General features: G+C 62.3%; 17 protein-coding genes. 7 read left to right on the forward strand and 10 right to left on the reverse strand.

The features are described 5' to 3' along the window. Positions 1–25: 25 nt before the first annotated feature. Positions 26–1,282 (reverse strand): cytochrome P450, encoded by a 1,257-nt coding sequence (locus ACFOGH_RS13850; RefSeq protein WP_380073661.1) that lies wholly within the window; start codon positions 1,280–1,282, stop codon positions 26–28. A 72-nt stretch (positions 1,283–1,354) separates the two neighbouring features. Here ACFOGH_RS13850 and ACFOGH_RS13855 point away from each other — a divergent pair, with 72 nt between their 5' ends. Then, a complete protein-coding gene (locus tag ACFOGH_RS13855; protein WP_380073662.1) occupies positions 1,355–2,038 on the forward strand; it encodes a type 1 glutamine amidotransferase in 684 nt (227 codons plus the stop codon). An 18-nt stretch (positions 2,039–2,056) separates the two neighbouring features. Here ACFOGH_RS13855 and ACFOGH_RS13860 read toward each other — a convergent pair whose 3' ends face one another. The 7 genes from ACFOGH_RS13860 to ACFOGH_RS13890 are packed head-to-tail and all read right to left on the reverse strand — an operon-like array spanning position 2,057 to position 9,807. Further along, positions 2,057–3,568: a M81 family metallopeptidase gene (locus tag ACFOGH_RS13860; RefSeq protein ID WP_380073663.1), complete on the reverse strand. Its 1,512-nt coding sequence runs from the start codon at positions 3,566–3,568 to the stop codon at positions 2,057–2,059. Between the two features lie 10 nt (positions 3,569–3,578). Further along, positions 3,579–4,511, reverse strand: coding sequence for an ABC transporter ATP-binding protein (locus ACFOGH_RS13865; RefSeq protein ID WP_380073664.1), 933 nt, complete (start codon positions 4,509–4,511; stop codon positions 3,579–3,581). An 8-nt stretch (positions 4,512–4,519) separates the two neighbouring features. After that, positions 4,520–5,482, reverse strand: a complete 963-nt coding sequence (locus ACFOGH_RS13870; RefSeq protein WP_380073665.1) for an ABC transporter ATP-binding protein — start codon at positions 5,480–5,482, stop codon at positions 4,520–4,522. Further along, on the reverse strand, positions 5,479–6,324 hold the full coding sequence (locus ACFOGH_RS13875; RefSeq protein WP_380073666.1) for an ABC transporter permease: 846 nt from the start codon (positions 6,322–6,324) through the stop codon (positions 5,479–5,481). Before ACFOGH_RS13875 ends, ACFOGH_RS13870 begins: the two co-directional genes overlap by 4 nt. Beyond that, positions 6,321–7,247 carry an ABC transporter permease gene (locus ACFOGH_RS13880; protein WP_380073667.1) on the reverse strand — a complete coding sequence of 309 codons (927 nt, stop codon included), beginning with the start codon at positions 7,245–7,247 and terminating at the stop codon, positions 6,321–6,323. Before ACFOGH_RS13880 ends, ACFOGH_RS13875 begins: the two co-directional genes overlap by 4 nt. 24 nt (positions 7,248–7,271) lie before the next feature. Next, positions 7,272–8,849 (reverse strand): ABC transporter substrate-binding protein, encoded by a 1,578-nt coding sequence (locus ACFOGH_RS13885; RefSeq protein ID WP_380073668.1) that lies wholly within the window; start codon positions 8,847–8,849, stop codon positions 7,272–7,274. Between the two features lie 31 nt (positions 8,850–8,880). Then, positions 8,881–9,807, reverse strand: a complete 927-nt coding sequence (locus ACFOGH_RS13890; protein ID WP_380073669.1) for a MurR/RpiR family transcriptional regulator — start codon at positions 9,805–9,807, stop codon at positions 8,881–8,883. Between the two features lie 114 nt (positions 9,808–9,921). Between ACFOGH_RS13890 and menC the strand changes: the two genes are divergently transcribed. Together menC and ACFOGH_RS13900 are read left to right on the forward strand one after the other, a co-directional pair. Then, the gene (gene menC, locus ACFOGH_RS13895) at positions 9,922–11,046 is read left to right on the forward strand and encodes an o-succinylbenzoate synthase (protein WP_380073670.1); all 1,125 of its coding nucleotides are present in this window, start codon (positions 9,922–9,924) and stop codon (positions 11,044–11,046) included. After that, complete coding sequence (locus ACFOGH_RS13900) at positions 11,043–11,747, forward strand: GNAT family N-acetyltransferase (protein WP_380073671.1); 705 nt, start codon at positions 11,043–11,045, stop codon at positions 11,745–11,747. The genes menC and ACFOGH_RS13900 overlap by 4 nt, the downstream gene beginning before the upstream one ends. A gap of 36 nt (positions 11,748–11,783) precedes the next feature. On the opposite strand, the gene ACFOGH_RS13905 is transcribed toward ACFOGH_RS13900, so the two are convergent. Beyond that, positions 11,784–13,817 (reverse strand): oxidoreductase, encoded by a 2,034-nt coding sequence (locus ACFOGH_RS13905; protein ID WP_380073672.1) that lies wholly within the window; start codon positions 13,815–13,817, stop codon positions 11,784–11,786. Between the two features lie 109 nt (positions 13,818–13,926). On the opposite strand from ACFOGH_RS13905, the gene ACFOGH_RS13910 reads away from it, so the two are divergent. Further along, positions 13,927–14,553, forward strand: coding sequence for a TetR/AcrR family transcriptional regulator (locus ACFOGH_RS13910; RefSeq protein WP_380073673.1), 627 nt, complete (start codon positions 13,927–13,929; stop codon positions 14,551–14,553). A 3-nt stretch (positions 14,554–14,556) separates the two neighbouring features. Here the strand turns inward: ACFOGH_RS13910 and ACFOGH_RS13915 are convergent, their stop codons facing one another. Continuing rightward, on the reverse strand, positions 14,557–15,321 hold the full coding sequence (locus ACFOGH_RS13915; RefSeq protein WP_380073674.1) for an HpcH/HpaI aldolase family protein: 765 nt from the start codon (positions 15,319–15,321) through the stop codon (positions 14,557–14,559). Between the two features lie 120 nt (positions 15,322–15,441). Here ACFOGH_RS13915 and hpaR point away from each other — a divergent pair, with 120 nt between their 5' ends. The 3 genes from hpaR (at position 15,442) to ACFOGH_RS13930 (ending at position 20,290) form a co-directional block, all read left to right on the forward strand. Further along, positions 15,442–15,915, forward strand: a complete 474-nt coding sequence (gene hpaR, locus ACFOGH_RS13920) for a homoprotocatechuate degradation operon regulator HpaR (protein ID WP_380073675.1) — start codon at positions 15,442–15,444, stop codon at positions 15,913–15,915. 137 nt (positions 15,916–16,052) lie between these two features. After that, positions 16,053–17,180, forward strand: a complete 1,128-nt coding sequence (locus ACFOGH_RS13925) for an efflux RND transporter periplasmic adaptor subunit (RefSeq protein ID WP_380073676.1) — start codon at positions 16,053–16,055, stop codon at positions 17,178–17,180. After that, on the forward strand, positions 17,177–20,290 hold the full coding sequence (locus tag ACFOGH_RS13930; protein ID WP_380073677.1) for an efflux RND transporter permease subunit: 3,114 nt from the start codon (positions 17,177–17,179) through the stop codon (positions 20,288–20,290). Before ACFOGH_RS13925 ends, ACFOGH_RS13930 begins: the two co-directional genes overlap by 4 nt. Positions 20,291–20,390: the final 100 nt, after the last annotated feature.

Consider the following 20,390-nt stretch of genomic DNA (forward strand, 5'->3'; position numbering starts at 1 on the left):
CCCTGAATACGGCTCTGATGGCCGCTTAGTTAAGCGTGACGGTCACGGGCAATGATTTCAGACCGCCGACAAAGTTGGAACGCAGGTATTTGTGATCGCCCGCAGGTTCGATCTTGCGGATGCGTTTGGCAAGTTCTTCGAACAGCACGCGTACTTCGAGACGCGCCAGCCACATGCCCAGGCAGACATGCGGGCCGCCTTGGCCGAACGCCATGTGGCGGTTGTTCTGGCGGGCGAGATTGACGCGCATCGGGTTGTCGAAAGCGGTCTCATCGCGGTTGCCGGAGAGGAACCAGTAGACCACCTTTTGCCCGGCCTTGATCTGCTTGCCGTGGTATTCAAAATCGCGCGTCGCGGTGCGGCGGAAGTAGATGGCAGGCGTCGCCCAACGGATGATTTCATCGGGCGCAGTATCCCAGACGGTGCCGGTTTGCAGCAGCGGCAGCAGTTCGGGCTGATGCGCGAGGGCTTGCAGCCCTGCGGCGATCGAATAGCGCGTGGTGTCGTTGCCCGCGGCGACCAGCAGGCAGAAGAAATTGCGAAACTCGTGTTCGGGCATCACCGAGCCATCAGCGGCAGGCTCCATGATCAAGGGCAGAATGCCGGAACGATCACCCGAGGCGGCTTTGCGCGCCATCAGATCCTTGGCGTAGACGAACAGTTCCGCCCCCGCCGGAGAGTTGAACGGCATCATGCGGAATTCATCGGTGGTCATCTTGTCAAGCACATGGGTGGTGAAATCGGGGTCGGTGTTGGCGATCAGCGCATCACCCTTGGCGACCAGCCACGGCAGGTCTTCATCCGGCGTGCCCATGATGCGACCCAACATCCGCATCGGCAGTTGGCGGGCGATCTCGGCAGTGGCGTCGAAGCTGCCTTTCGGCAGAGTGTTGTCGAGAATATCGACACAAATATCGCGGATCACCTGTTCAAACTGCGCGATCACCGGGCGGGAAAACGCCTTGGCGACGCGGATGCGGGTGGCCATATGCTCGGCCCCGTCGGTTTCCTGAAAGGTGCGGCGGGCGAGATATTCTTCGTAGGATTGATCCTCGATGCGGATGCCACGGGCTGACGAGAGCAGATCGGTCTGGCGGTTCAGCTCCAGAATGTCGGCGTGGCGGGTGACGGACCAGTAGTTTTCGCCCTGCGCATATTCCGTCCAGTGCATCGGATCATCACGGCGCAGGCGGGCGAAGGTATTAAGCGGGGCCCCGTTGGCAAAGGCATCATGGCTGGACAGATCGGCATGGCCATCGTCGGTGGGGGTCCAAAGCGTCATATTTCCTCGCTTGCCGTGGGGCTGATTTATAAATATGCTATACATGTTCATAAATATGTAAAGAGAAAGATCATGCATATCGCGGTGCTGGTGGCGAACACCGATGAAAGCGCGTTTGCGCAGGGGCATCCAAAGGATGGCGCGAAGTTTGCAACGCTGTTGCACGAGCAGCGGCCCGATTGGCGGGTCAGCAGTTTTTCGGTGAAGGATGGCGAATTTCCCGCAGCAGGGGCGCAGTTTGACGGCTGGATCATCACCGGCAGCCCGGCCTCGGTGCATGATTCTGACGCTTGGGTGGCGCAGTTGTTCGGGCTGATCCGGCAGATCGTGGCGCGGGGGGATCGACTGTTCGGCGCGTGCTTTGGCCATCAGGCGATAGCCTTGGCGCTGGGGGGCGTGGTGGGCGACAATCCCGGCGGCTGGGTGTTTGGCGCGGTGGATACGGTGATGGAGGGGCAGCAGATTCGGCTCTACGCGGCACATAAAGAGCAAGTTCTAGTGGTGCCAGAGGGGGCGGTTGTGCTGGGTGGCAATGCGGAATGTGCGGTGGGCAGCTTTGCCATCGGGCGGTCTGTGCTGACCACGCAATATCACCCCGAGATGACGCATGGCTTCATGGCGGCGCTGGTGGCGGAATATGCGGGCAAACTGCCCACCGAGGTGGCCGCACAGGCGCGTGCGTCTTTGAACACCCCGGCAGACCGCGATGTGATCGCGGGGCGGATGGTGCGGTTTTTTGACGAAAACAGGCTCTGAAGGACGCTTAGAGCCTGCTTATGGGATCGCGAAGCCCGTGCGATCCAGCGGCCAGACGGGACGACGGATGCGGGTGTAGGGGCGCAGATGCGCTTGCGGCGTGGCCAGCGCGCCAGTGTCGCAGACGATGACCTTGCCCGCGATGGGTTCAAAAGCGGCGCGGAAATGCTGCATGGATTTCACCACGAGAAAGCGCAAAGCACTGGGTTCGATGCCAAAGCTGCGCACCTGCATCAGATCGAGCATTTGGCCCGGCTGGGTCACGACAAGGATATCAATGCCTTGCACGCGCAGTACGGCGGTCGGGCCGAAGCTGTGGGTGATACCAGCAAGGATCGGGCCATCGCCGGTATAGCTGCCGTCCGACAGATGGACGATTTCGCCGGTCAGGGTCAAGGGCGGGCCACCAAAGCTGGGGTCTTGCTTGCCGCCAAGCGCCAGCGTCACGGTATCGCCGATGTTGTGACTGTGCAGGACGCTTGCGGCTTCGGGGTCGATCATCGGGGCAAAAGCGCCGCCTGTGGCTCCGACATCGAACAGCGCTTGCAGCAGGGCGGTGGCATCGCCGTAAGCGCCCGCGCCGGGGTTGTCGGCGTAATCGGCGATGATCAGCGGGCCTTGGGCGGCGTCGAAATCGCGGGCTTGCTGGGCGGCAGCGGCGGGGGTGAGGAAATCATTCGACACCGAGTCGCGCTGCGCCCAGATCGTATCGGCGAGGCTTTCGGCAATGCTGCGGGCGCGGTCGGCAGCAGTGGGGATGTTCTGATCGTAGCTGACCAGAACGGTCGGGCCAGCCTCTAGAATATCCGCCTCGGCAAAGCCTGCGTTGATCGAAACGGCAAGAATACCGGGTTCGGATTCGTGCTGTTTGGCGCGGGTATAGAGCGCGGCGGTTTGCGGCACATCGGTGCGGCCTGCGTTGGCTTCGTCCAGCATGGGGCGGTGGGCGCGCAGAGTCTTGGGGCAATTTTGGCCGTTTAGAGCCGCATCCAGCAGGCGAGCGGCGTGGCGGCCCGTCTCTCGCATGTCGATATGCGGGTAGGTTTTATAGCTGACCATGATCTGCGCCCGCGCCACCATGGCGGGCGTCACCATCGCGTGCAGATCGAGTGTCACGGCGATGGGCATATCCGGGCCGACGATGGCGCGCAGACGGGCCAGCAACTCGCCCTCACCATCCTCGCAGAAGGTCGGCACCATTGAGCCGTGCAGGCTGAGCAGAATGGCATGAAGGCTGTCGCGGTGCTGGCGCGCGCCGTCGCAGATCAGGCCTGCGATATGGTCAAACGCCTCACGCGACACCCGCGCGCCGGGGGTGGCATGGGCGGAAACCGTGTGGGTGATCTGCCAGCCCGCGGCGCGACCGACATCGAGAAAGCCGGCGAGTTCTTCGTTCACGTCGCCGAAGCGATCCACCGCGATCTGGCCTTCGTCCAGCACATCGTTGCGGAAATCCTGCAAGCCCGTCTCGCCCTTTTTGAAGGTGTTGCTTTCGTGGACGAAGGCGGCGGTCAGGATGTGGAAGGGCATGGTGCGACTTTCAAAGCGGATGGAAACAGGCGGTGGGATGGGTGGTATCGTCAAGCGTGGGACGCTCGGCACGGCAGCGATCGGTTGCGCGGGGGCAGCGCCCGGCAAAGGCGCAGCCGGGGGGCAGATCGAACGGGCTGGGAATCTCTCCGCTGAGGGGGGCTATGGCACGGCGGCGGGCGGGATCAGGGACGAAACCGCTGTCGATCAGGGCGCGGGTGTAGGGGTGACGCGGGGCGGCATCGGCGGTTGGCAGGATTTCCACGACAGCGCCCAGATACATCACCACGATGCGATCACAGAAGTAGCGCACAAGGCCAAGATCGTGGCTGATGAACAGATAGGTCAAGCCCATCTGATCGCGCAAGCTGGCCAGCAAATCGATGATTTGGGCCTGAATAGAGACGTCCAGCGACGCCGTGGGTTCATCCAGAACGACGAAATCCGGGCGCAGCGCCAAGGCGCGGGCAATGCCGACGCGCTGACGCTGACCGCCGGAAAGCTGATGCGGGTGGCTGGCGGCCATTTCGGTCGGAAGGCCGACGGCGGTGAGCATTTCGGCGATCTGGCCGGGGGGCAGCGGGCGGCGCTGCACCGTGAAAGGTTCGGTCAGCACATCAGCAACCGAATAGCGCGGGTCGAGCGAGGAATACGGGTCTTGAAACACCATCGCCATCCGCTTGCGCGCCGCGCGCAAGTCGCGTGCGGTAAGGCTCGTAAGGTCGGTGCCATCCAGCACGACACGGCCCGAACTCGGCTCTAACAAGCGCAAAACGAGGCGTGCGAGGGTGGATTTGCCACAACCGCTTTCGCCGACAACGCCGACGACCTCACCCTTGGCGATGGTCAGCGACACGTCGCGCACGGCCAGCATAGCGCGCGGGCGTTTGAGGAAACCGCCGCCGGTCTGGAAGCGCTTCGAGAGGTGCTCTATCTCGATCATCGGGGCGGTCATAGTGCGACCTCTGGCAGATGCAGGCAGGCGGCTTGACCATCGCCGCGGGTGATCAGGGGCGGTGTTAGAGCCGCACAATCGGCGGTGGCGCGGGTGCAGCGCGGATGAAAACGGCAGCCGCTGGGATATTGGCGGGCCGAGGGCACAGCGCCGGGGATGCCGCGCAAAGTGCCGCGCGCCATGCCCTCTTGCGGGATGCAGTTGATCAGGGCGGTGGTATAGGGGTGCTGCGGGGCGGCAAAGATCGGGGCGACCGGGCCTTCCTCGGCCAGACGCCCCGCGTAAAGCACCGCAACCCGGTCACAGATCTGCGCGACCACGCCCATGTCATGCGTGATCAGCAGCAAGGCCACGCCCTTTTCACGCACCAAACCCGCGAGGATCTGGATGATTTGGGCCTGCACAGTGACATCCAGTGCCGTTGTCGGCTCGTCCGCGATGATCAGTTCGGGATCGCCCGTCAGCGCCATGGCGATGACGATGCGCTGCTTCATGCCACCCGAAAGCTGATGCGGCCAAGCCTCGGCCACCGCTTGCGCTTCGGGGATGCGCAGTTGCGTCAAAAGGTCAATGGTGCGGGCGCGGGCGGCTTGTTTGGTTAATCCCAAATGCAGGCGCGAGACCACGTCAATCTGCGCGCCAATGCGCTGCACAGGGTCAAGCGCGGTCATCGGGTTTTGGGTGACAAAGCCGATGCGCCTGCCGCGCAAAGCGCGGCGTTGGGTATCATTGAGGCTGGCGAGATCTTGGCCGTCGAACCGCACAGAACCGTCACTAACATGGCCTCCGATCAGCGGCAGCAGGCCCATCGCGGCCATGGCCGTCAAGGATTTGCCAGAGCCGGATTCGCCGACAAGGCCAAGGGTTTGACCGCGTTCAAGCCGCAGGCTGACGCCATCCAGCAGTTGCGCCGAACCGATGGAGACGCTGATGTTTTGCAGTTCCAACAGCGCGCTCATACCGCCCTCCGCATCCGGGCGCGGATGTCGAGTTCGGCGATCAGCGCATCGCCATATAGGTTGATGGCGACGACGGTGATTGCGACGGCGAGGCCGGGAAAGATGATGATCCACGGCGCTTTGAACACCAGCGCCGAGCCTGCCGACATCATGCCGCCCCAGGATGGCACCGGGGGCTGTGCGCCAAGGCCGAAGAAGCCGAGTGTGGCCTCAAGGATGATGGCGTCGCCGGTGGCGAGCATGGCGCTGACAAGGACGGGGGCGAGGGCGTTGGGCAAGAGGTGGCGGAACAGGATGTGGGCGTTGCCGGCACCAAGGCTGGCGGCGGCTTCGATAAAGGTTTCGCCCTTCAGCGTCATGATCTGGGCGCGGGTCAGGCGGGTGAATTGCGCGAGGTAGGCGACGGAAATCGCGACCATGGTGCCGGTGGTGCCGGGGCCGATGATAGCGACGAGGATCAGCGCGATCAGGATTTCCGGGAAGCTCCATGTCAGGTCAACCACGGTGGTGACGGCGCGGTCGAACCAGCCGCCGAACCAAGCGGCGGCGGCGCCGAGGGTCATGCCGCAGAGGACCGAGATGCTGATGGCGATGCCGCTGACCGAAAGAGAGGTGCGCGCGCCGTAGATCAGCCGGGTCAGCAGATCGCGACCGAATTCGTCGGTGCCCAGCCAATGCGCGGCAGAGGGCGGTTGCCACGCGGCTGGAAGTTCTTGGATATCATAGGCATAGGGGGTCAGCAGCGGGGCTGCGATGGCCGCCGCAATGACAAGCAGCAGCCAAAGGCCAGCCGGAGCTCCAGCGGGGCGGCGCAGCGCGCGGATCGGGGCGGGAAGCGTCATGCCAGTGCCGCCCGCACGCGCGGGTCCATCGCGGCTTGCAGAATGTCGCCCAACAGGGTGCCGAGCATCACGGCCATCGCCAGCATCAACAGGCAGGCCTGCACGACGGGGTAATCGTGCTGGCTGAGCGATTTGATCAGCAGGGTGCCAAGGCCGGGGCGGGCGAACACGACCTCAACCGTTACTGCACCGCCCAAGATCCAGCCGATGCGCAGGGCAAGGATGGTGACAACCGGGATCAGCGCGTGGCGCAGGACGTGGCGCAGTTGGATGCGCAGCGGCGACAGGCCCTTGGCATGCAGCAGCGTGACGAAATCGCGGCCCGAAGCCTCAATCATCGCGACGCGGGTGATGCGGGCGACCAGAGCGGTGCCGCCCAGGCCGATGGTCAGCACTGGCAGCACCAAAGCGCTGGCGCTGCGCGCACCAGAGACCGGGAACCAGCCAAGCCAGACCGAAAAGATCAGCATCAGGATCAACCCCAGCCAGAAGCTGGGCATGGTAGAGCCAAGCAGAACGCCACCCATAACAGCTCTATCCGGCCATTTGTCACGGTTCAGTGCGGCGACAACGCCCAAGGCAACCCCCACAACAGACGAGAACAGCATTGCCAGCCCGCCCAAGCGCAGCGAATGCGGCAGGGCTTGCAGGATCAGATCAGCCACCGGGCGGCGGGCGACAATCGCGGTGCCAAGATCGCCCTGCATCACCCGGCCCAGCCAGATGCCATATTGCACCGCCAAGGGCTGATCGAGACCATAGCGGGCCTCGATCTCGGCCCGTGCAGAGGGCGAGGACCCGACTTTCAGCAAGTTATCCACCGGATCGCCGGGGATGAAATGCAGGATCAGGAAAATCACCAAGGACACGGCAAGGAACACCGGCACTAGCATCAAGACCCGACGGATCAGATATGAATACATGGCCGATGCCCCTGCCCTGCGCCGTTATTCCTTCACTTCCATGTCCATCACCGCCGTCGAGCCGACACCGGGGGAGTTCAGCACTTCGGGCAGCACCAGCCGGTCGGCGTTATAGGCGACGGAATCGACAGGCTGATAGATCGGCGCCATCGGGAATTGCGTCAGCACATATTCATGATAGGCGGTGAAGTTCGTCACCCGCTCGGCCATGTTTTTCGAGCCTGTCATGGCCGTTTTCCGCAATTCTTCCGCCTTGGGATCGTTGAACATCGAGATGTTCGGATAGCCCAGACGATCGCCACCGAAGAACCAATCGACGATATCGGCGTTGTCCCAGTTATACGAGCGGACGGCGAGTTGCTGGGTGCCGGTCTTATACTGATCGCGGATCATCGAGCTGTCGAAAGTGGTGATTTCGGCCTCGACCCCCACCGCTTTCAACTGCGCCTGCACGACTTCGGTCAGACGGCGGAAGATGCTGTCGCTTTGCGTCCACAGGCTGACCTTCAGCGGCACGCCGTCCTTGGCGCGGACACCATCGGCACCCATCACCCAGCCAGCCTCATCCAGCAGAGCGTTGGCGCGGGCGGGGTCGTAGTGGATTTTCGCGGCATCAGAGACATGGCTTTCCGGCAGGGCCGAGATCAGGAAGGTGTCGGCGATGGAACCGACGCCACCGAACACCGAAGCCAGAATTTCTTCTTGGTTGATCGCCTTGGCCACCGCCTCGCGCACCTTGATATCATCGAAGGGGGCCTTGGTGACATTGATCGGCATGTAGTAGACGTCTTGACCGGGCATGGTCAAAACGGCAAGGTTAGGCTCTTTTTTCACTTCCGGCAGCAGGTCTGCAGGGACGCCCAGCAGCATATCGACGCCGCCGGTTTTCAACTCCAGAAACGCGGTGGAATCCTCGGCGATCTCGCGGAAGGTGACTTTGGCGATATGCGCGGGGCCGGTGTTTTTCGCCAAGGGCGAGCCCCAGGTGTAATCATCGTTGCGGGTCAGCACGGTTTCCTGACCGACAGTGAAGCTTTCCAGCTTGAACGGGCCAGTGCCATAGACTTCGGTCACGCCATAGTTGTCGCCCAAGGCGGTGTAGGATTTCGGCTCGATCACCGACATATAGCTGGAGGACAGGTTATACAGCATGTTCGGCTCGGGCCGCGACATGACGAATTTCACCGTCAGATCATCCACGACTTCGACCGATGCGATGGCTTCGGTCATATAAGCGTTTTCGCTGGTTTTGAAGATTTGCAGCCAAGCCGCGATGGTGGCGGCGTTGAACGGCTCGCCATTGTGGAACTTGACGCCGGGTTTCAGATGGAAGGTCCAGGACATGCCATCGGGGGCCTCTTCCCACGATTCCGCCAACCACGGATGATAGGACAGATCGGCGGCTTGGCTGACAAGGCGGTCAAAGATCAACGTGGTGGCCTTGTTCAGGTTGGTGGCCTTGATCGGGTTATAGGTGGGCGCGCCGACCTCGCTGGTGTTCAGCACGAACACGGCCTCTTGCGCGGTCACGGTTTGGGCGGCGAACAGCGCGAACAGGCTGACGCTGGCGGACAACAGCGTTTTGCGAAGACTTAGGGTCATGGTCTTATCCTCTTCTGTTGGCTTTTATCAATTATGGATTGGGTTTGTTGGGGCCACGGGCCGAGCCGATATGGCCGATGAATTCGCCATGCAGCGCCGAGACGCGGGCCATCCGGGCCTCGACCTGCGCGCCAAGTTCGCGGAACACACCATTGACCATCAGCCCGATCAGAGCCGACATTGCCGAGGTGGTGTCCCAGAAATGGTTCAGATCGGTGGGCACGGCAAAGACTTCGGTCACGGTGTCATGCGCCCAGGAACAATAGGGATCGGTGATCAGCGTCACCGGAATGCCCTCGTCGCGGGCGGCAAGCGCCAGATCGCGGGTCAGCCGGGAATAGCGGCGACCGTCGATCAAAACGAGGGTGGTCTCGGCCGGGTCGTCCAGCAGAACCTCGGCGAAATGGCCTGCGGAAATGTCGGCCAGTTGCACGCCTGCGCGCAGGTATTGCAGGTTATGGACCAGTTCGGCGGCGCGGCCGCGTTCGGTCTGAAACCCGGCGACCCAGACGGCGCGGCGGTGCGACAGACGTTTGACGGTGGCGTCAAAGGCCGGGGTGGCGGCCATTTCGTAGACCGCGACAAGGGCGGCAATCTCACGCTCTAACGCGCGGGAAAGTTCGGCGTTGCCGCTTTGGCTGCGGCGGTGGAAATCCTGCAAACGGTCACCGATCAGCCAGGCCTTGTCGCCCAGATCAAGCTGAAGGCTGCCTTTCAGGTCTTTCAGGTGGCGATAGCCCAAGGTGCGGCAAAACCGGCCCACCGTGGCCTCGGACACGCCGACTTTCGCTGCGACCGAAGCGGCGGTTTCAAACGGCAGCGATTGCAGATTACCCAGCAGAAAGCCCGCAATCGCACGATCTGACGGGGTGCCATCCGTATGCGCCGTGGTCAGACGTTGCCGCAAATCGCCCGCGGCGGCCTGTTCTTGCGACAAATGCGGGTCATCCTGCGGCAAATCCGGGAGTCCTTTCAGCTGTGGGAAAAGACTGTCAGGATTCTTTCAATCGGTCAAGCTTGCAAGTAAACTGAAATAAATCTAGCCTGAACCGACCCCAAGACGAGGCCAGCCATGACCCAGACCCGCACGCCCCTGCGCATCGAAGCCGCCGAACTGCGGCTGGTGCGCCTGCCCTTGGTAACGCCGTTCACCATCGCCACCGGCACGATGACGGAAAAGATTTTCCCGCTGCTGGTGCTGAAAGCGGATGGCATCGAAGGCTATGCCGAGGGCGTGATGGACCCGCTGCCGGATTATCTGGAGGAAACCGTGGCGGGCGCGATGGGCCTGCTGCGCGATGTGTTGCTGCCGCAAGTCGTGGGCCACAGCTTTGCGCATCCGCAGGAATTGGCGCGCAAACTGGTGCCGTGGCGGGCCAACCACATGGCCAAGGCCACGGTCGAGATGGCGTTCTGGGATTTGTGGGCAAAATCGCTGAATCTGCCATTACAGAGCCTTTTGGGCGGCTCGGGGGATGCGATTGACGTTGGGGTTTCGCTGGGGATCGGGCCGATTGACAGCACCATGCAGCGGATCGCCAGCCATCTGGATCAGGGCTACAAACGCATCAAGCTGAAGGTAAAGCCGGGGCACGATCTGGCCCTGTTGCGGGCGGCGCGGGCGGAATTTCCCGCCGCGCATCTGACGGTAGACGCCAATTCCTGCTACACTCTGGCCGATACCGCGCTGTTACAGCAGATGGATGCCTTTGATCTCGATTACATCGAGCAGCCCTTGGCCTGGGACGACATTCACGACCACGCCACGCTGCAAACCCGGCTGCGCACGCCGATCTGTCTGGATGAGTGTATCCGCACCGTCGATCACGCCCGCAAGGCGCTGCAAACGGATGCGGCGCGGGTGGTGAATATCAAGGTTGGGCGCGTGGGCGGCTATGCCAATGCGCTGCGCATCCATGATCTGTGCGAGGCGTTTGCGGTGCCGGTCTGGTGCGGCGGGATGCTGGAATCGGGGATCGGGCGGGCGCATAACATCCACCTTTCGACCCTGCCGAATTTCACCAAGCCGGGCGATACCTCATCCGCCAGCCGCTATTTCATGCGGGATATCATCGAGCAAAAGCTGGAAACCACGGCGGGGCGGATGCCGGTGCCACAGGGGGCGGGGATTGGGGTAACGCTGGATCTCGATTACCTGAAAACCGCCACACTCAGCCATGAAAGCATCACGGCATGACCGAGATCAGCTTTCGCGACCTGTCGGGCATGGCCGAGTTTCGCGCGGCAGAAGACTTGCAGCGCGCGGTCTGGGGGGCGGGAGATCAGCCCGATCCGGCAGATTTGATGATGGTGGTGCAGGGTCTGGGCGGGCTGGTCGGCGGGGCTTTCGTGGCGGGCCGGTTGATGGGCTATATCTTTGGCCTGCCCTCACGCGACCCTGCCGTGCAGCACTCGCACCGGCTGGCGGTTCTGCCGGACGCGCGCGGTTTTGGGCTGGGAATAAGGCTGAAATGGTATCAGCGCGACTGGTGTCTGGCGCGGGGGATTTCGCGGGTCGAATGGACCTATGACCCGCTGCGCCATATCAATGCCAGCCTGAACATTCACCGGCTGGGGGCGCAATCGGGCCGCTATCTGGTGGACTATTACGGCGAAATGGAGGGGATCAACCGCGGCATCGCCTCGGATCGGTTACTGGTGGATTGGCGGCTGGATGCGCCGCAGGTCGCCGCGCGCGCGAAGGGAGAGATGAGCGAGGCCGAGGGCGTGCTGCTTCCCCTGCCCTTGCCGGATGATCTGGATATGCTGCTGGCGCAGGATAGGACGGCGGCCTCTGCCCTGCGGATGAAGTTGCGCGCGGCCCTGCAGGAACGCATGGCAGAGGGCGCGCGGATTGTCGGCTTTGACCGGGCGAGCCGCTGCTATCGGCTCGCCTGAGGTGACGCGCCCGATGATCGGGCGCACCGGATTGGTTCAGATTTCGCGCACCAGACGCAGGGCGTCATAGATCGCGGCATGGATGTTGCGGGCCTCTACCGCGTCACCGATACGGAACAACTGAAAACCAGCCGGACCGCCGCCGTAGGTTTGCGGCTGGCCTGCGATCAGCGCATCGTAATCGACCGCGCCAAGGTTGACCGATTTCGGCTTCAGATCGAAGTAAATGTCGGCCAGCGGCTGCGTGCCGTGGTTGACCACGATCTGATCATAATGGCTGGTCTTGCCCAAGGTCATGTAATCGGAATCGACGGTGGCCTTGATCTGGTTGCCATCTTTTTCCACCCCGGTCAGGCGGTAGGTGACGGTGAAGGTGACATTCTTGTCCTGCAACGCGCGCATATAGGGCACAAGGTTCATCGCCATCACTTCCGGCGCAAAGCTGCGATCCGGGGTCATGATTTCCACCTTCGCGCCAGCCTCAGTCAGTGTCTGTGCGGCTTGCAGAGCCGTATGGTCGCCCGCATCGTCGTAAAGCAACACGTTGCTGCCGGGTTTCACATCGCCTGACAGAATGTCCCATGCCGAAACGGTCAGATCATTGCCGAATTTCAGAATGTCTTTCTCCGGCAAGCCACCCGTGGCGATGATCACCACATCGGGGTTTTCGGCCAGAACAATGTCAACTTCGGCCCAAGTATTGAAGCGGAACTCCACCCCCAGTGCGGCGCATTGTGCCATGCGCCAGTCGATGATGCCGATCAACTCGGCACGGCGTTTGGTCTGTGCGGTCAGGCGCACCTGGCCGCCGGGGTTCGCGGCAACCTCGAACACCGTCACCTTATGACCGCGCTCTGCCGCGACGCGGGCAGCTTCAAGGCCTGCCGGGCCAGCGCCGACGACGACCACCTGCCGCTTAGTGGCGGCGGGTTTGATGGTGTGCGGCTGGGTCTCCTCGCGACCTGTCGAGGGGTTGTGAATGCACAGAGCCATGCCGCCTTGGTAGATGCGGTCAAGGCAATAGGTGGCACCGACGCAGGGGCGGATGTCATCCTCACGCCCCTCGACGATCTTTTGCACCACATGCGGATCGGCCATATGCGCGCGGGTCATGCCGACCATATCCAACTGCCCGGTGGCAATGGCGTGGCGCGCAGTGGCGACATCGGGGATGCGGGCGGCGTGGAAGGTGGGCAAGCCAACCTCGGCCCGCATCCGGCCCGCAAAATCCAAATGCGGTGCCGATTTCATGCCGTGAATCGGGATCACATCGGTCATCGCGGCATCGGTGAAGATGCGGCCCTTGATGATGTTGACGAAATCCACCAACCCCGAGTCGCGGAACATCTTGCCGATGGCGATACCTTCATCGGCGGTGATGCCGCCCTGTTCAACCTCATCCGCCGTATAGCGCATCCCCAGCAGGAAGTTTTCGCCGACACGCTTGCGGCAGGCGGCCAGAACCTCCATCGCGAAACGGGCGCGGTTTTCCAAGCTGCCACCGTAAGGTGCGTCCAGCGTGTTGGTGAAGGGCGACATGAACTGGTCCATCAAATGCCCGTAGCATTCGAACTCCACACCATCGAGACCGGCCTCTTTCATCCGCTCGGCGGCATCGGCGTAATCGGTGATGATACGGTCAATGTCCCAATCTTCGATCACCTTCGGAAAGGCGCGGTGGCTGGGTTCGCGGGAAGAACTCGCGCCCACCACCGGCAGCCAATCGCCCTTGTCCCAGCGGGTGCGGCGGCCAAGGTGGGTCAACTGGATCATCACGGCGGCCCCAGCCTCGTGGCAATCATCGGTCAGTTGCTTCATCCATTTCACCACCTCATCCTTGTAGGCGAGGATGTTGTTGAACACAGGTGGAGAGTCTTTCGACACTGCCGCCGAGCCTGCCGTCATGGTCAGCGCGACGCCTGCCTTGGCGCGTTCCAGATGATACAGGCGATAGCGATCCTTCGGCATCCCGTCCTCGGGATAGGCCGGTTCATGACTGGTGGTCATGATGCGGTTGCGCAGGGTGAGGTGTTTCAACTGATAGGGCTGCAACAGGGGATCGGTCGACATGGGGCCTCGCACTGGCTGGGGTTTGGTTGAGGGAAACAGAAATCGACATATGTGTCAAGTTTCCTGTCGAGAGGTTGTCAACCGGGGGGCGCGGCCTTAGTCTGGATGGATGGATACGGCACAAACACCCGAGCGCGGCTGGCGCGGCACACCCGAATTGTGGCTGGACGCCGCCTATGATCTGCTGGTCGAAGGCGGGGTCGAGGCAGTGAAGGTGATGCCTCTGGCGGCCAAACTGGGCCTGTCGCGCACCAGTTTCTATTGGCATTTCGCCGACCGCGAGGCGCTGTTGGCCGGGCTGATCGCGCGCTGGCAAAGCCAGAACACCGCCAACCTGATCGCCCGCACCCAAGCCCCGGCCGCGACGATTGCCGAGGCTATGCTGAACGTCAACGATTGCTGGATCACGCCCGCGTTGTTTGACAGCCGGATGGAGTTTGCCATCCGCACTTGGGCGCTGACCGATCCGGCCTTGGCCGAGGTGCTGCGGCAGGCGGATGTGGTGCGGGTGCAGGCTCTAACCGCCATGTTCGAGACGTTTTCTTACCCTGAACACGAGGCGCGGGTTCGGGCGCAGACGGTGTATCTGACGCAGGTGGGCTATATCTCGATGCGGACAGAAGAGTCGCTGGAATACCGTCTGCACAATATCCCGGATTATGTGCTGATCTTCACCGGCCATGCCCCGACTGCCGCCGAACTGGCGGCATTTCGGGCGCGCAATCAGGCGGGTTAGAGCCTATTTCCGCGCAGCCGCAGCCAAAGCATTGGCAGCGTTCAGCAGCAAGGGAATGTCGCCGCCGACACCGAGGAAAGTCACGCCCATCTCGCGGTAGTGCTTGGCCAAGGCCAGATCAAAGGTCAAAATCCCCGCCGCTTTGCCGCTGGCGATGATCTGGCGCATCGCATCATCAATCGCCGCCTGCACCTGCGGCGCGGCGGTATTGCCGGGAAAGCCCATATCAGCGGCCAGATCAGACGGGCCGATGAACACGCAGTCAACACCTGGCAGCGCCAGAATCTCGGGCAAAGCCGCCAGTCCAGCACGGCTTTCGACTTGCAGGATCAGGCAAGTCTCGGCGTTGGCAGTGGCCAGATAGTCACTAACACGGCCAAAATCGGCAGCCCGCGCCACGGCAGCCCCCAAACCCCGCACGCCTTCGGGCGGGTATTTCATCGCGCGCACCATCTGTTCGGCATGGGCTGCGGTTTCGATCATTGGCACCATCACGGTCTGTATACCCAGATCCAGCACTTGCTTGACCAGATGAGTCTCACCCACCGGAATCCGCACCACGGTGCTGGTGCGCTGGCCCACGGTTTGCGCCTGCACCAGCATGGTGGGGATCGAGTTTGGCCCGTGTTCGCCATCAATCAGCAGCCAGTCAAAGCCGCAGCCCGACAACAACTCCGCCGAATAGGGACTGGCGAGGTTCAGCCAGATGCCAAATTGCGGCTGTTTGGCAGCCAGCGCGGCTTTCAGGTGGTTTTTCGGCGCGGGCATGGGCTTTCCTTTCAGTGCAAGCGGATTTGCGGGTTTCATAGCATGGATGCCCGCAGACAACAGCGGCTCGTTCGGCGTCAGGTGGCTTGCAGCAATCCGCACAAAGGCGATAGTTGGGGAATGAGCCACGATAGCCCCCCGCCACGCGATACCCGCCACGCTTTGCCGATGGCGCTTTTGCGTGCGCGTGAGGCCGTGATGACCCGCTTTCGCCCGATGCTGGCGGCGCATGACATCAACGAACAGCAATGGCGGGTAATCCGGGTGCTGGGCGAGGTCGACAGCTTGGATGCGACCGAAGTGGCGGTGCGGGCGAATATTCTGGCACCTTCGCTGACGCGGATGATCAAGGCGATGACCGAGCGCGGGCTGATCAGCCGCGCCCGCGACGCCAGCGACGGACGGCGGGTGATGCTGTCAATCGCGCCGCAGGGACGCGCGCTGTTGCAGGCGGTGGCACCGGATTCGACGGCGATTTATCAGCAGCTTGAGGCCGATTATGGCCCAGCGCGCACGGCACAACTGATCGAGATGCTGATCGCCTTGGCAGATTTGGCCGAGCCGCAGCTTGATAAGACCCCTGACTTGAACTGATCCGTTCGAAACGCACCGCCTTGGTGACACGCTGCATTGACCTTTCCCGCAAACAGATAAACTCTTGGTGATCGAAACGGATACAGCGATGCTGCGGGCGTCGCTCAGGGCTTTTGCAAATACTCAGGGTTATTAACATGTCATTCTTTACCGCTCATCGTGTCACCGCCCTTGTGGTTTTTGTAGCGGCAGCCGCTTGGGTGGCGACGGGCGAATTTTCGGCTGTGGGCAGTCAGGAAGTGAAGCAAGACGATGCCACGGCCACAGGTGACGCAGCGGCGGCACCGGAAACACCGGCGGTGCGGCGGACGGTGGCGGCGGTGAAGCCGCAATTCGTCGACTATGCGCGGGAAATCCGCATCTCGGGGGCAACGCAGGCGGATAAGCAGGCGGTGCTGGCGGCGCGGGCTTCGGGCATCGTGGCCAAGCTGGGCGTGGTGAAGGGCGGCGAGATTGCAGAAGGTGCGCTGGTGGTAGAGCTGGAAGGATCGGATGTGATCGCTGGCGTCGATACCGCGCAGGCCGCGCTGGAACAGGCGACTGAAACCCTGCGGGTGGGCCAGGCCTTGTTTGACAAGGGCACCTTGCCGGAATTGGAACTGATCACCCGCCGCGCCGCAAAGGCTGCGGCAGAGGCCGGGTTGTCGCAGGCGAAGGCCGCGCAGGACCGGCTGCTGCTGAAAGCGCCGTTCGCGGGCACGGTGGATTCGGTGGATGTCGAACTGGGCGAATGGGTGCAGACCGGCGCGTCGATTGCCACCATTCTGGCGCTGGACCCAATTGTGGTGAAGGCCGAGGTCAGCGAGCGGGATGTGGGTTTTGTGACGGTGGGTTCCAAAGCTAAGGTGCGGCTGGTCGATGGGGTCGAGATGGAGGGCGTGGTGCGGCACGTCTCGGCCCAAGCCTCGGACAAGACGCGGACCTTTGGGGTTGAAGTGGCCTTGCCGAATGGCGATCACGCGATCCCGGCAGGCATGACCGCCGAGGTGCGGCTATATACAGCGGCGGTGCCTGCAGTGGTGGTGCCGCGCTCGATCATCACCATCAACGAGGCTGGCGTGATCGGTCTGCGGGTGGTCGGGCCGGATGACAAGGCGGCTTTCGCGCCGGTGACGGTGATTGACGACGGCGAAGCGGGCATGGTGGTGACGGGCGTTCCGACCGATCTGCGGGTGATCGTGGCCGGGCAGGATCTGGTGTCGGATGGCGATCTGGTGACGGTTTCCGAACTGACCCCGGCGCAAGCAGCCGAGGCGCTGAAATGAAGCTGGTTGAACTTGCCATCCGCAACGCCCGCCTGACGCTGTCGGTGCTGATCTTTCTGATCCTGTCCGGCGGCATGGCCTATTACTCGATCCCGAAAGAGGCCGAACCAGACGTTCAGATTCCGATCATCTATGTCTCGATGACACTGGACGGGATTTCGCCCGAGGATTCCGAACGCCTGTTGCTGCGACCGATGGAAACCGCGCTGAAATCGATTCAGGGCATCAAGAAAATGACAGCGACCGCCTATCAGGGCGGCGGCAACGTGCTGTTGGAGTTTCAGGCCGGGGCCGATCTGGCCAAGGCGAAGTCTGATGTGAAAGACAAAGTCGACGACGCCCGCCGAGATCTGCCCGCGGAGGTGGATGAGCCGACGGTGAACGAGGTCAACCTGTCGGAATTCCCGGTGCTGGTTGTCACCCTGTCGGGCGATGTGCCGGAACGCACGCTGAACGCCACCGCACGGACCTTGCGTGACCGGATTGAGGATATTCCGGGCGTGCTGGACGCGGCCTTGCAGGGCGTGCGTGATGATGTGGTCGAGATCGTGATTGATCCGGCCAAACTGTCGTCCTACGGCCTGCGCCCCGATACGATGATCGCCGGTTTCAACGCCAACAACCGCCTGATTGCCGCAGGCTCGCTGGAAGGCGCCGAGGGCCGCTATGCCATCAAGGTGCCGTCCCTGATTGAAACGGTGAACGATCTGGCCAGCCTGCCGGTGGTGGCCGAGGGCAATGCGATTGTGCGCGTCAGCGATCTGGCCGAAATCCGGCCCGCGCTGAAAGACCCGCAGACCATCACCCGGCTGGATGGCAAATCGGCCGTGGCGATCGAGGTCTCCAAGCGCATCGGTGCCAACCTCATTGATACCGTGGATACGGTTAAGGCCGTGACCGCCGAGTTGCAAAAGCAGATGCCGCCCGGCGTGGTGGTGTCGTTCAGCCAGGACAAATCCACCACCATCCGCCAGATGCTGCACGATCTGCAAAACTCGGTGCTGACGGCGGTGATCCTGGTATTCATCGTGATCCTGTATGCGCTGTCGGTGCGGTCTTCGATCCTGATCGGTCTGGCTATTCCCTCATCCTTCCTGATGGGGATTCTGGGGCTGTCGCTGGCCGGGTTGACGGTGAACCTTGTGGTGCTGTTCAGCCTTATTCTGGCCGTGGGGATGCTGGTGGATGATGCCATCATCGTGGTGGAATATGCCGAGCGGCGGATGAACGAAGGCATGGACAGGCGCGATGCCTTTGCCGAGGCCAGTCACAAGATGGCCGGGCCGGTGATCGCCTCGACCCTCACCCGGATTGCGGCGTTCTCGCCGCTGCTATTCTGGCCCGGGGTGGTGGGCGAGTTCATGAAATACATGCCGATCACGCTGATTGCGACGCTGTCGGCCAGTATGCTTTACGCGCTGATCTTTGTGCCAACCTTGGGCGCGATCATCGCGCGCCCCTTCGCCGAACCGCCGCGCCACAAGGACGGCGCCTATATGTGGGTGGTCGGCAAGGCGATCCGGCATCCGTTCATCGTGCTGTTTCTGGCGGTGGCGGCGCTGGTTGCGGTGCCTGTGACCTATGGCAAATACGGCAATGGGGTGGAATTCTTCCCGAATGTCGAACCGGACTATGGCCTGCTTTATGTAAAAGCGCGCGGCAACCTGTCGATTGAGGAAAAAGACGCGCTGGTGCGGCAGGCAGAGTCGCGGATTCTCGGCTGGCCGGGGCTGAAAACGGTTTACACCCGCGTCGGCAGCGCCGGAAATGGCGCAAGCGAGGCCCCTGCCGATACCATCGGCACCATCCAGTATGAATTCGTCGATTGGCGCGAGCGTAAGCCCGCCAATGATATTCTGGCCGATTTGCGGGTGGCCATGCTGGGCATTCCCGGCGTGGATATCGAGGTTTCCGTGCCCGCCGCTGGCCCGCCCACTGGCAAGGCCATTCAGATTGAACTCTCGGCGGATGATCCTGCCGGGCTGAACGATGCCGCCCGCGCGATTGCCGAAAAGCTCAAGGCGATTCCGAATGTGATCGATGTCTCCAACGGCCTGCCCCTGCCGGGGGTGGATTGGGAACTTCAGGTCGATAGGGGCGAGGCCGCGCGCTATGGCGCATCCCCCGCCGCGGTGGGCGCAGTCGTGCAGATGGTCACATCTGGCCTGAAACTGTCGGAATACCGCCCGGCAGGCTCGGATGACCCGGTGGATATCGTGCTGCGCCTGCCGCCCGAGCAGCGCACGATTTCCGCGCTGGATCAGTTGCGGATTGAAACACCCGATGGACCGGTGCCGATTTCCAACTTTGTGACGCGTAGCGCGGCGGCCACCACCGGCACGCTGACCCGGCTGGGCGGCGCGCGCACGATCACCGTGCAGGCGGGGATTGCAGCGGCAGAAGGCGTGCAGCCCGATCTGGTGCGGCAAGACGTGCAGGCGATGCTGGAGAAAAGCTTTGCCGAAGATGGCTATGCCAAGGCCGGACTCCGCTGGAACATGGCTGGCGAAGATCAGGAACAGGCCGAGGCTGGCGCGTTTCTGGGCAAAGCCTTTGGTGCGGCGATCTTCCTGATTTTCGTGGTGCTGCTGGCGCAGTTCAACAAGTTTATCTCGGTGGGTCTGGTGCTGTCGGCGGTGCTGATGTCAACGATTGGGGTGTTCCTGGGCCTGATGATCATGGGCCAGCCTTTTGGCGTGGTGATGACCGGGATCGGCGTGATTGCCCTCGCCGGGGTGGTGGTGAACAACAATATCGTGTTGATCGCCACCTATGACAGCCTGCGTGACGAGGGCATGGACAAGATCGAGGCCGTGCTGGAAACCTGCCGCGAACGTGCCCGCCCGGTGGTGCTGACCGCGCTGACGGCGATTTTCGGGGTGTTCCCGATTGCCTTTGGCTTGAACCTTGAACTGCTGACCCATGAGACAACGATTGGCGCGCCATCCACCCAATGGTGGATCTCGCTGTCGTCGGCGATTGTCTACGGCTTGGCCTTTGCGACCATCCTGACGCTGATCGTGACGCCATCGCTGTTGATGCTGGTCAGCCGCTCGAACAGGTCGTTGCGCGAGGGGCGGCGGTGGTTCTGGAAAAAGCGGTTTTCCTAAGCTTTCAGGCCCGACACACTACATATTGTGGAAAGCGGGCTAAAAACGCGCGCTTTCCACAAGTCATTCCCAGATGGGAAAGCTGTTTCGCGTCAGGCTT

Origin of the sequence: Cypionkella sinensis (assembly GCF_042646385.1) — a bacterium.
GTDB classification, from domain to species: Bacteria; Pseudomonadota; Alphaproteobacteria; order Rhodobacterales; family Rhodobacteraceae; genus Cypionkella; species Cypionkella sinensis.

Coding starts and splice junctions, on each gene's coding strand:
- ACFOGH_RS13905 (WP_380073672.1), bottom strand. CDS start 13,817: ATGTCGACCGATCCCCTGTTGCAGCCCTATCAGTTGAAACACCTCACC.
- ACFOGH_RS13880 (WP_380073667.1), bottom strand. CDS start 7,247: ATGTATTCATATCTGATCCGTCGGGTCTTGATGCTAGTGCCGGTGTTC.
- ACFOGH_RS13900 (WP_380073671.1), top strand. CDS start 11,043: ATGACCGAGATCAGCTTTCGCGACCTGTCGGGCATGGCCGAGTTTCGC.
- ACFOGH_RS13855 (WP_380073662.1), top strand. CDS start 1,355: ATGCATATCGCGGTGCTGGTGGCGAACACCGATGAAAGCGCGTTTGCG.
- ACFOGH_RS13915 (WP_380073674.1), bottom strand. CDS start 15,321: ATGCCCGCGCCGAAAAACCACCTGAAAGCCGCGCTGGCTGCCAAACAG.
- ACFOGH_RS13850 (WP_380073661.1), bottom strand. CDS start 1,282: ATGACGCTTTGGACCCCCACCGACGATGGCCATGCCGATCTGTCCAGC.
- ACFOGH_RS13910 (WP_380073673.1), top strand. CDS start 13,927: ATGGATACGGCACAAACACCCGAGCGCGGCTGGCGCGGCACACCCGAA.
- hpaR (WP_380073675.1), top strand. CDS start 15,442: ATGAGCCACGATAGCCCCCCGCCACGCGATACCCGCCACGCTTTGCCG.
- ACFOGH_RS13930 (WP_380073677.1), top strand. CDS start 17,177: ATGAAGCTGGTTGAACTTGCCATCCGCAACGCCCGCCTGACGCTGTCG.
- ACFOGH_RS13925 (WP_380073676.1), top strand. CDS start 16,053: ATGTCATTCTTTACCGCTCATCGTGTCACCGCCCTTGTGGTTTTTGTA.
- ACFOGH_RS13885 (WP_380073668.1), bottom strand. CDS start 8,849: ATGACCCTAAGTCTTCGCAAAACGCTGTTGTCCGCCAGCGTCAGCCTG.
- menC (WP_380073670.1), top strand. CDS start 9,922: ATGACCCAGACCCGCACGCCCCTGCGCATCGAAGCCGCCGAACTGCGG.
- ACFOGH_RS13870 (WP_380073665.1), bottom strand. CDS start 5,482: ATGAGCGCGCTGTTGGAACTGCAAAACATCAGCGTCTCCATCGGTTCG.
- ACFOGH_RS13860 (WP_380073663.1), bottom strand. CDS start 3,568: ATGCCCTTCCACATCCTGACCGCCGCCTTCGTCCACGAAAGCAACACC.
- ACFOGH_RS13875 (WP_380073666.1), bottom strand. CDS start 6,324: ATGACGCTTCCCGCCCCGATCCGCGCGCTGCGCCGCCCCGCTGGAGCT.
- ACFOGH_RS13865 (WP_380073664.1), bottom strand. CDS start 4,511: ATGATCGAGATAGAGCACCTCTCGAAGCGCTTCCAGACCGGCGGCGGT.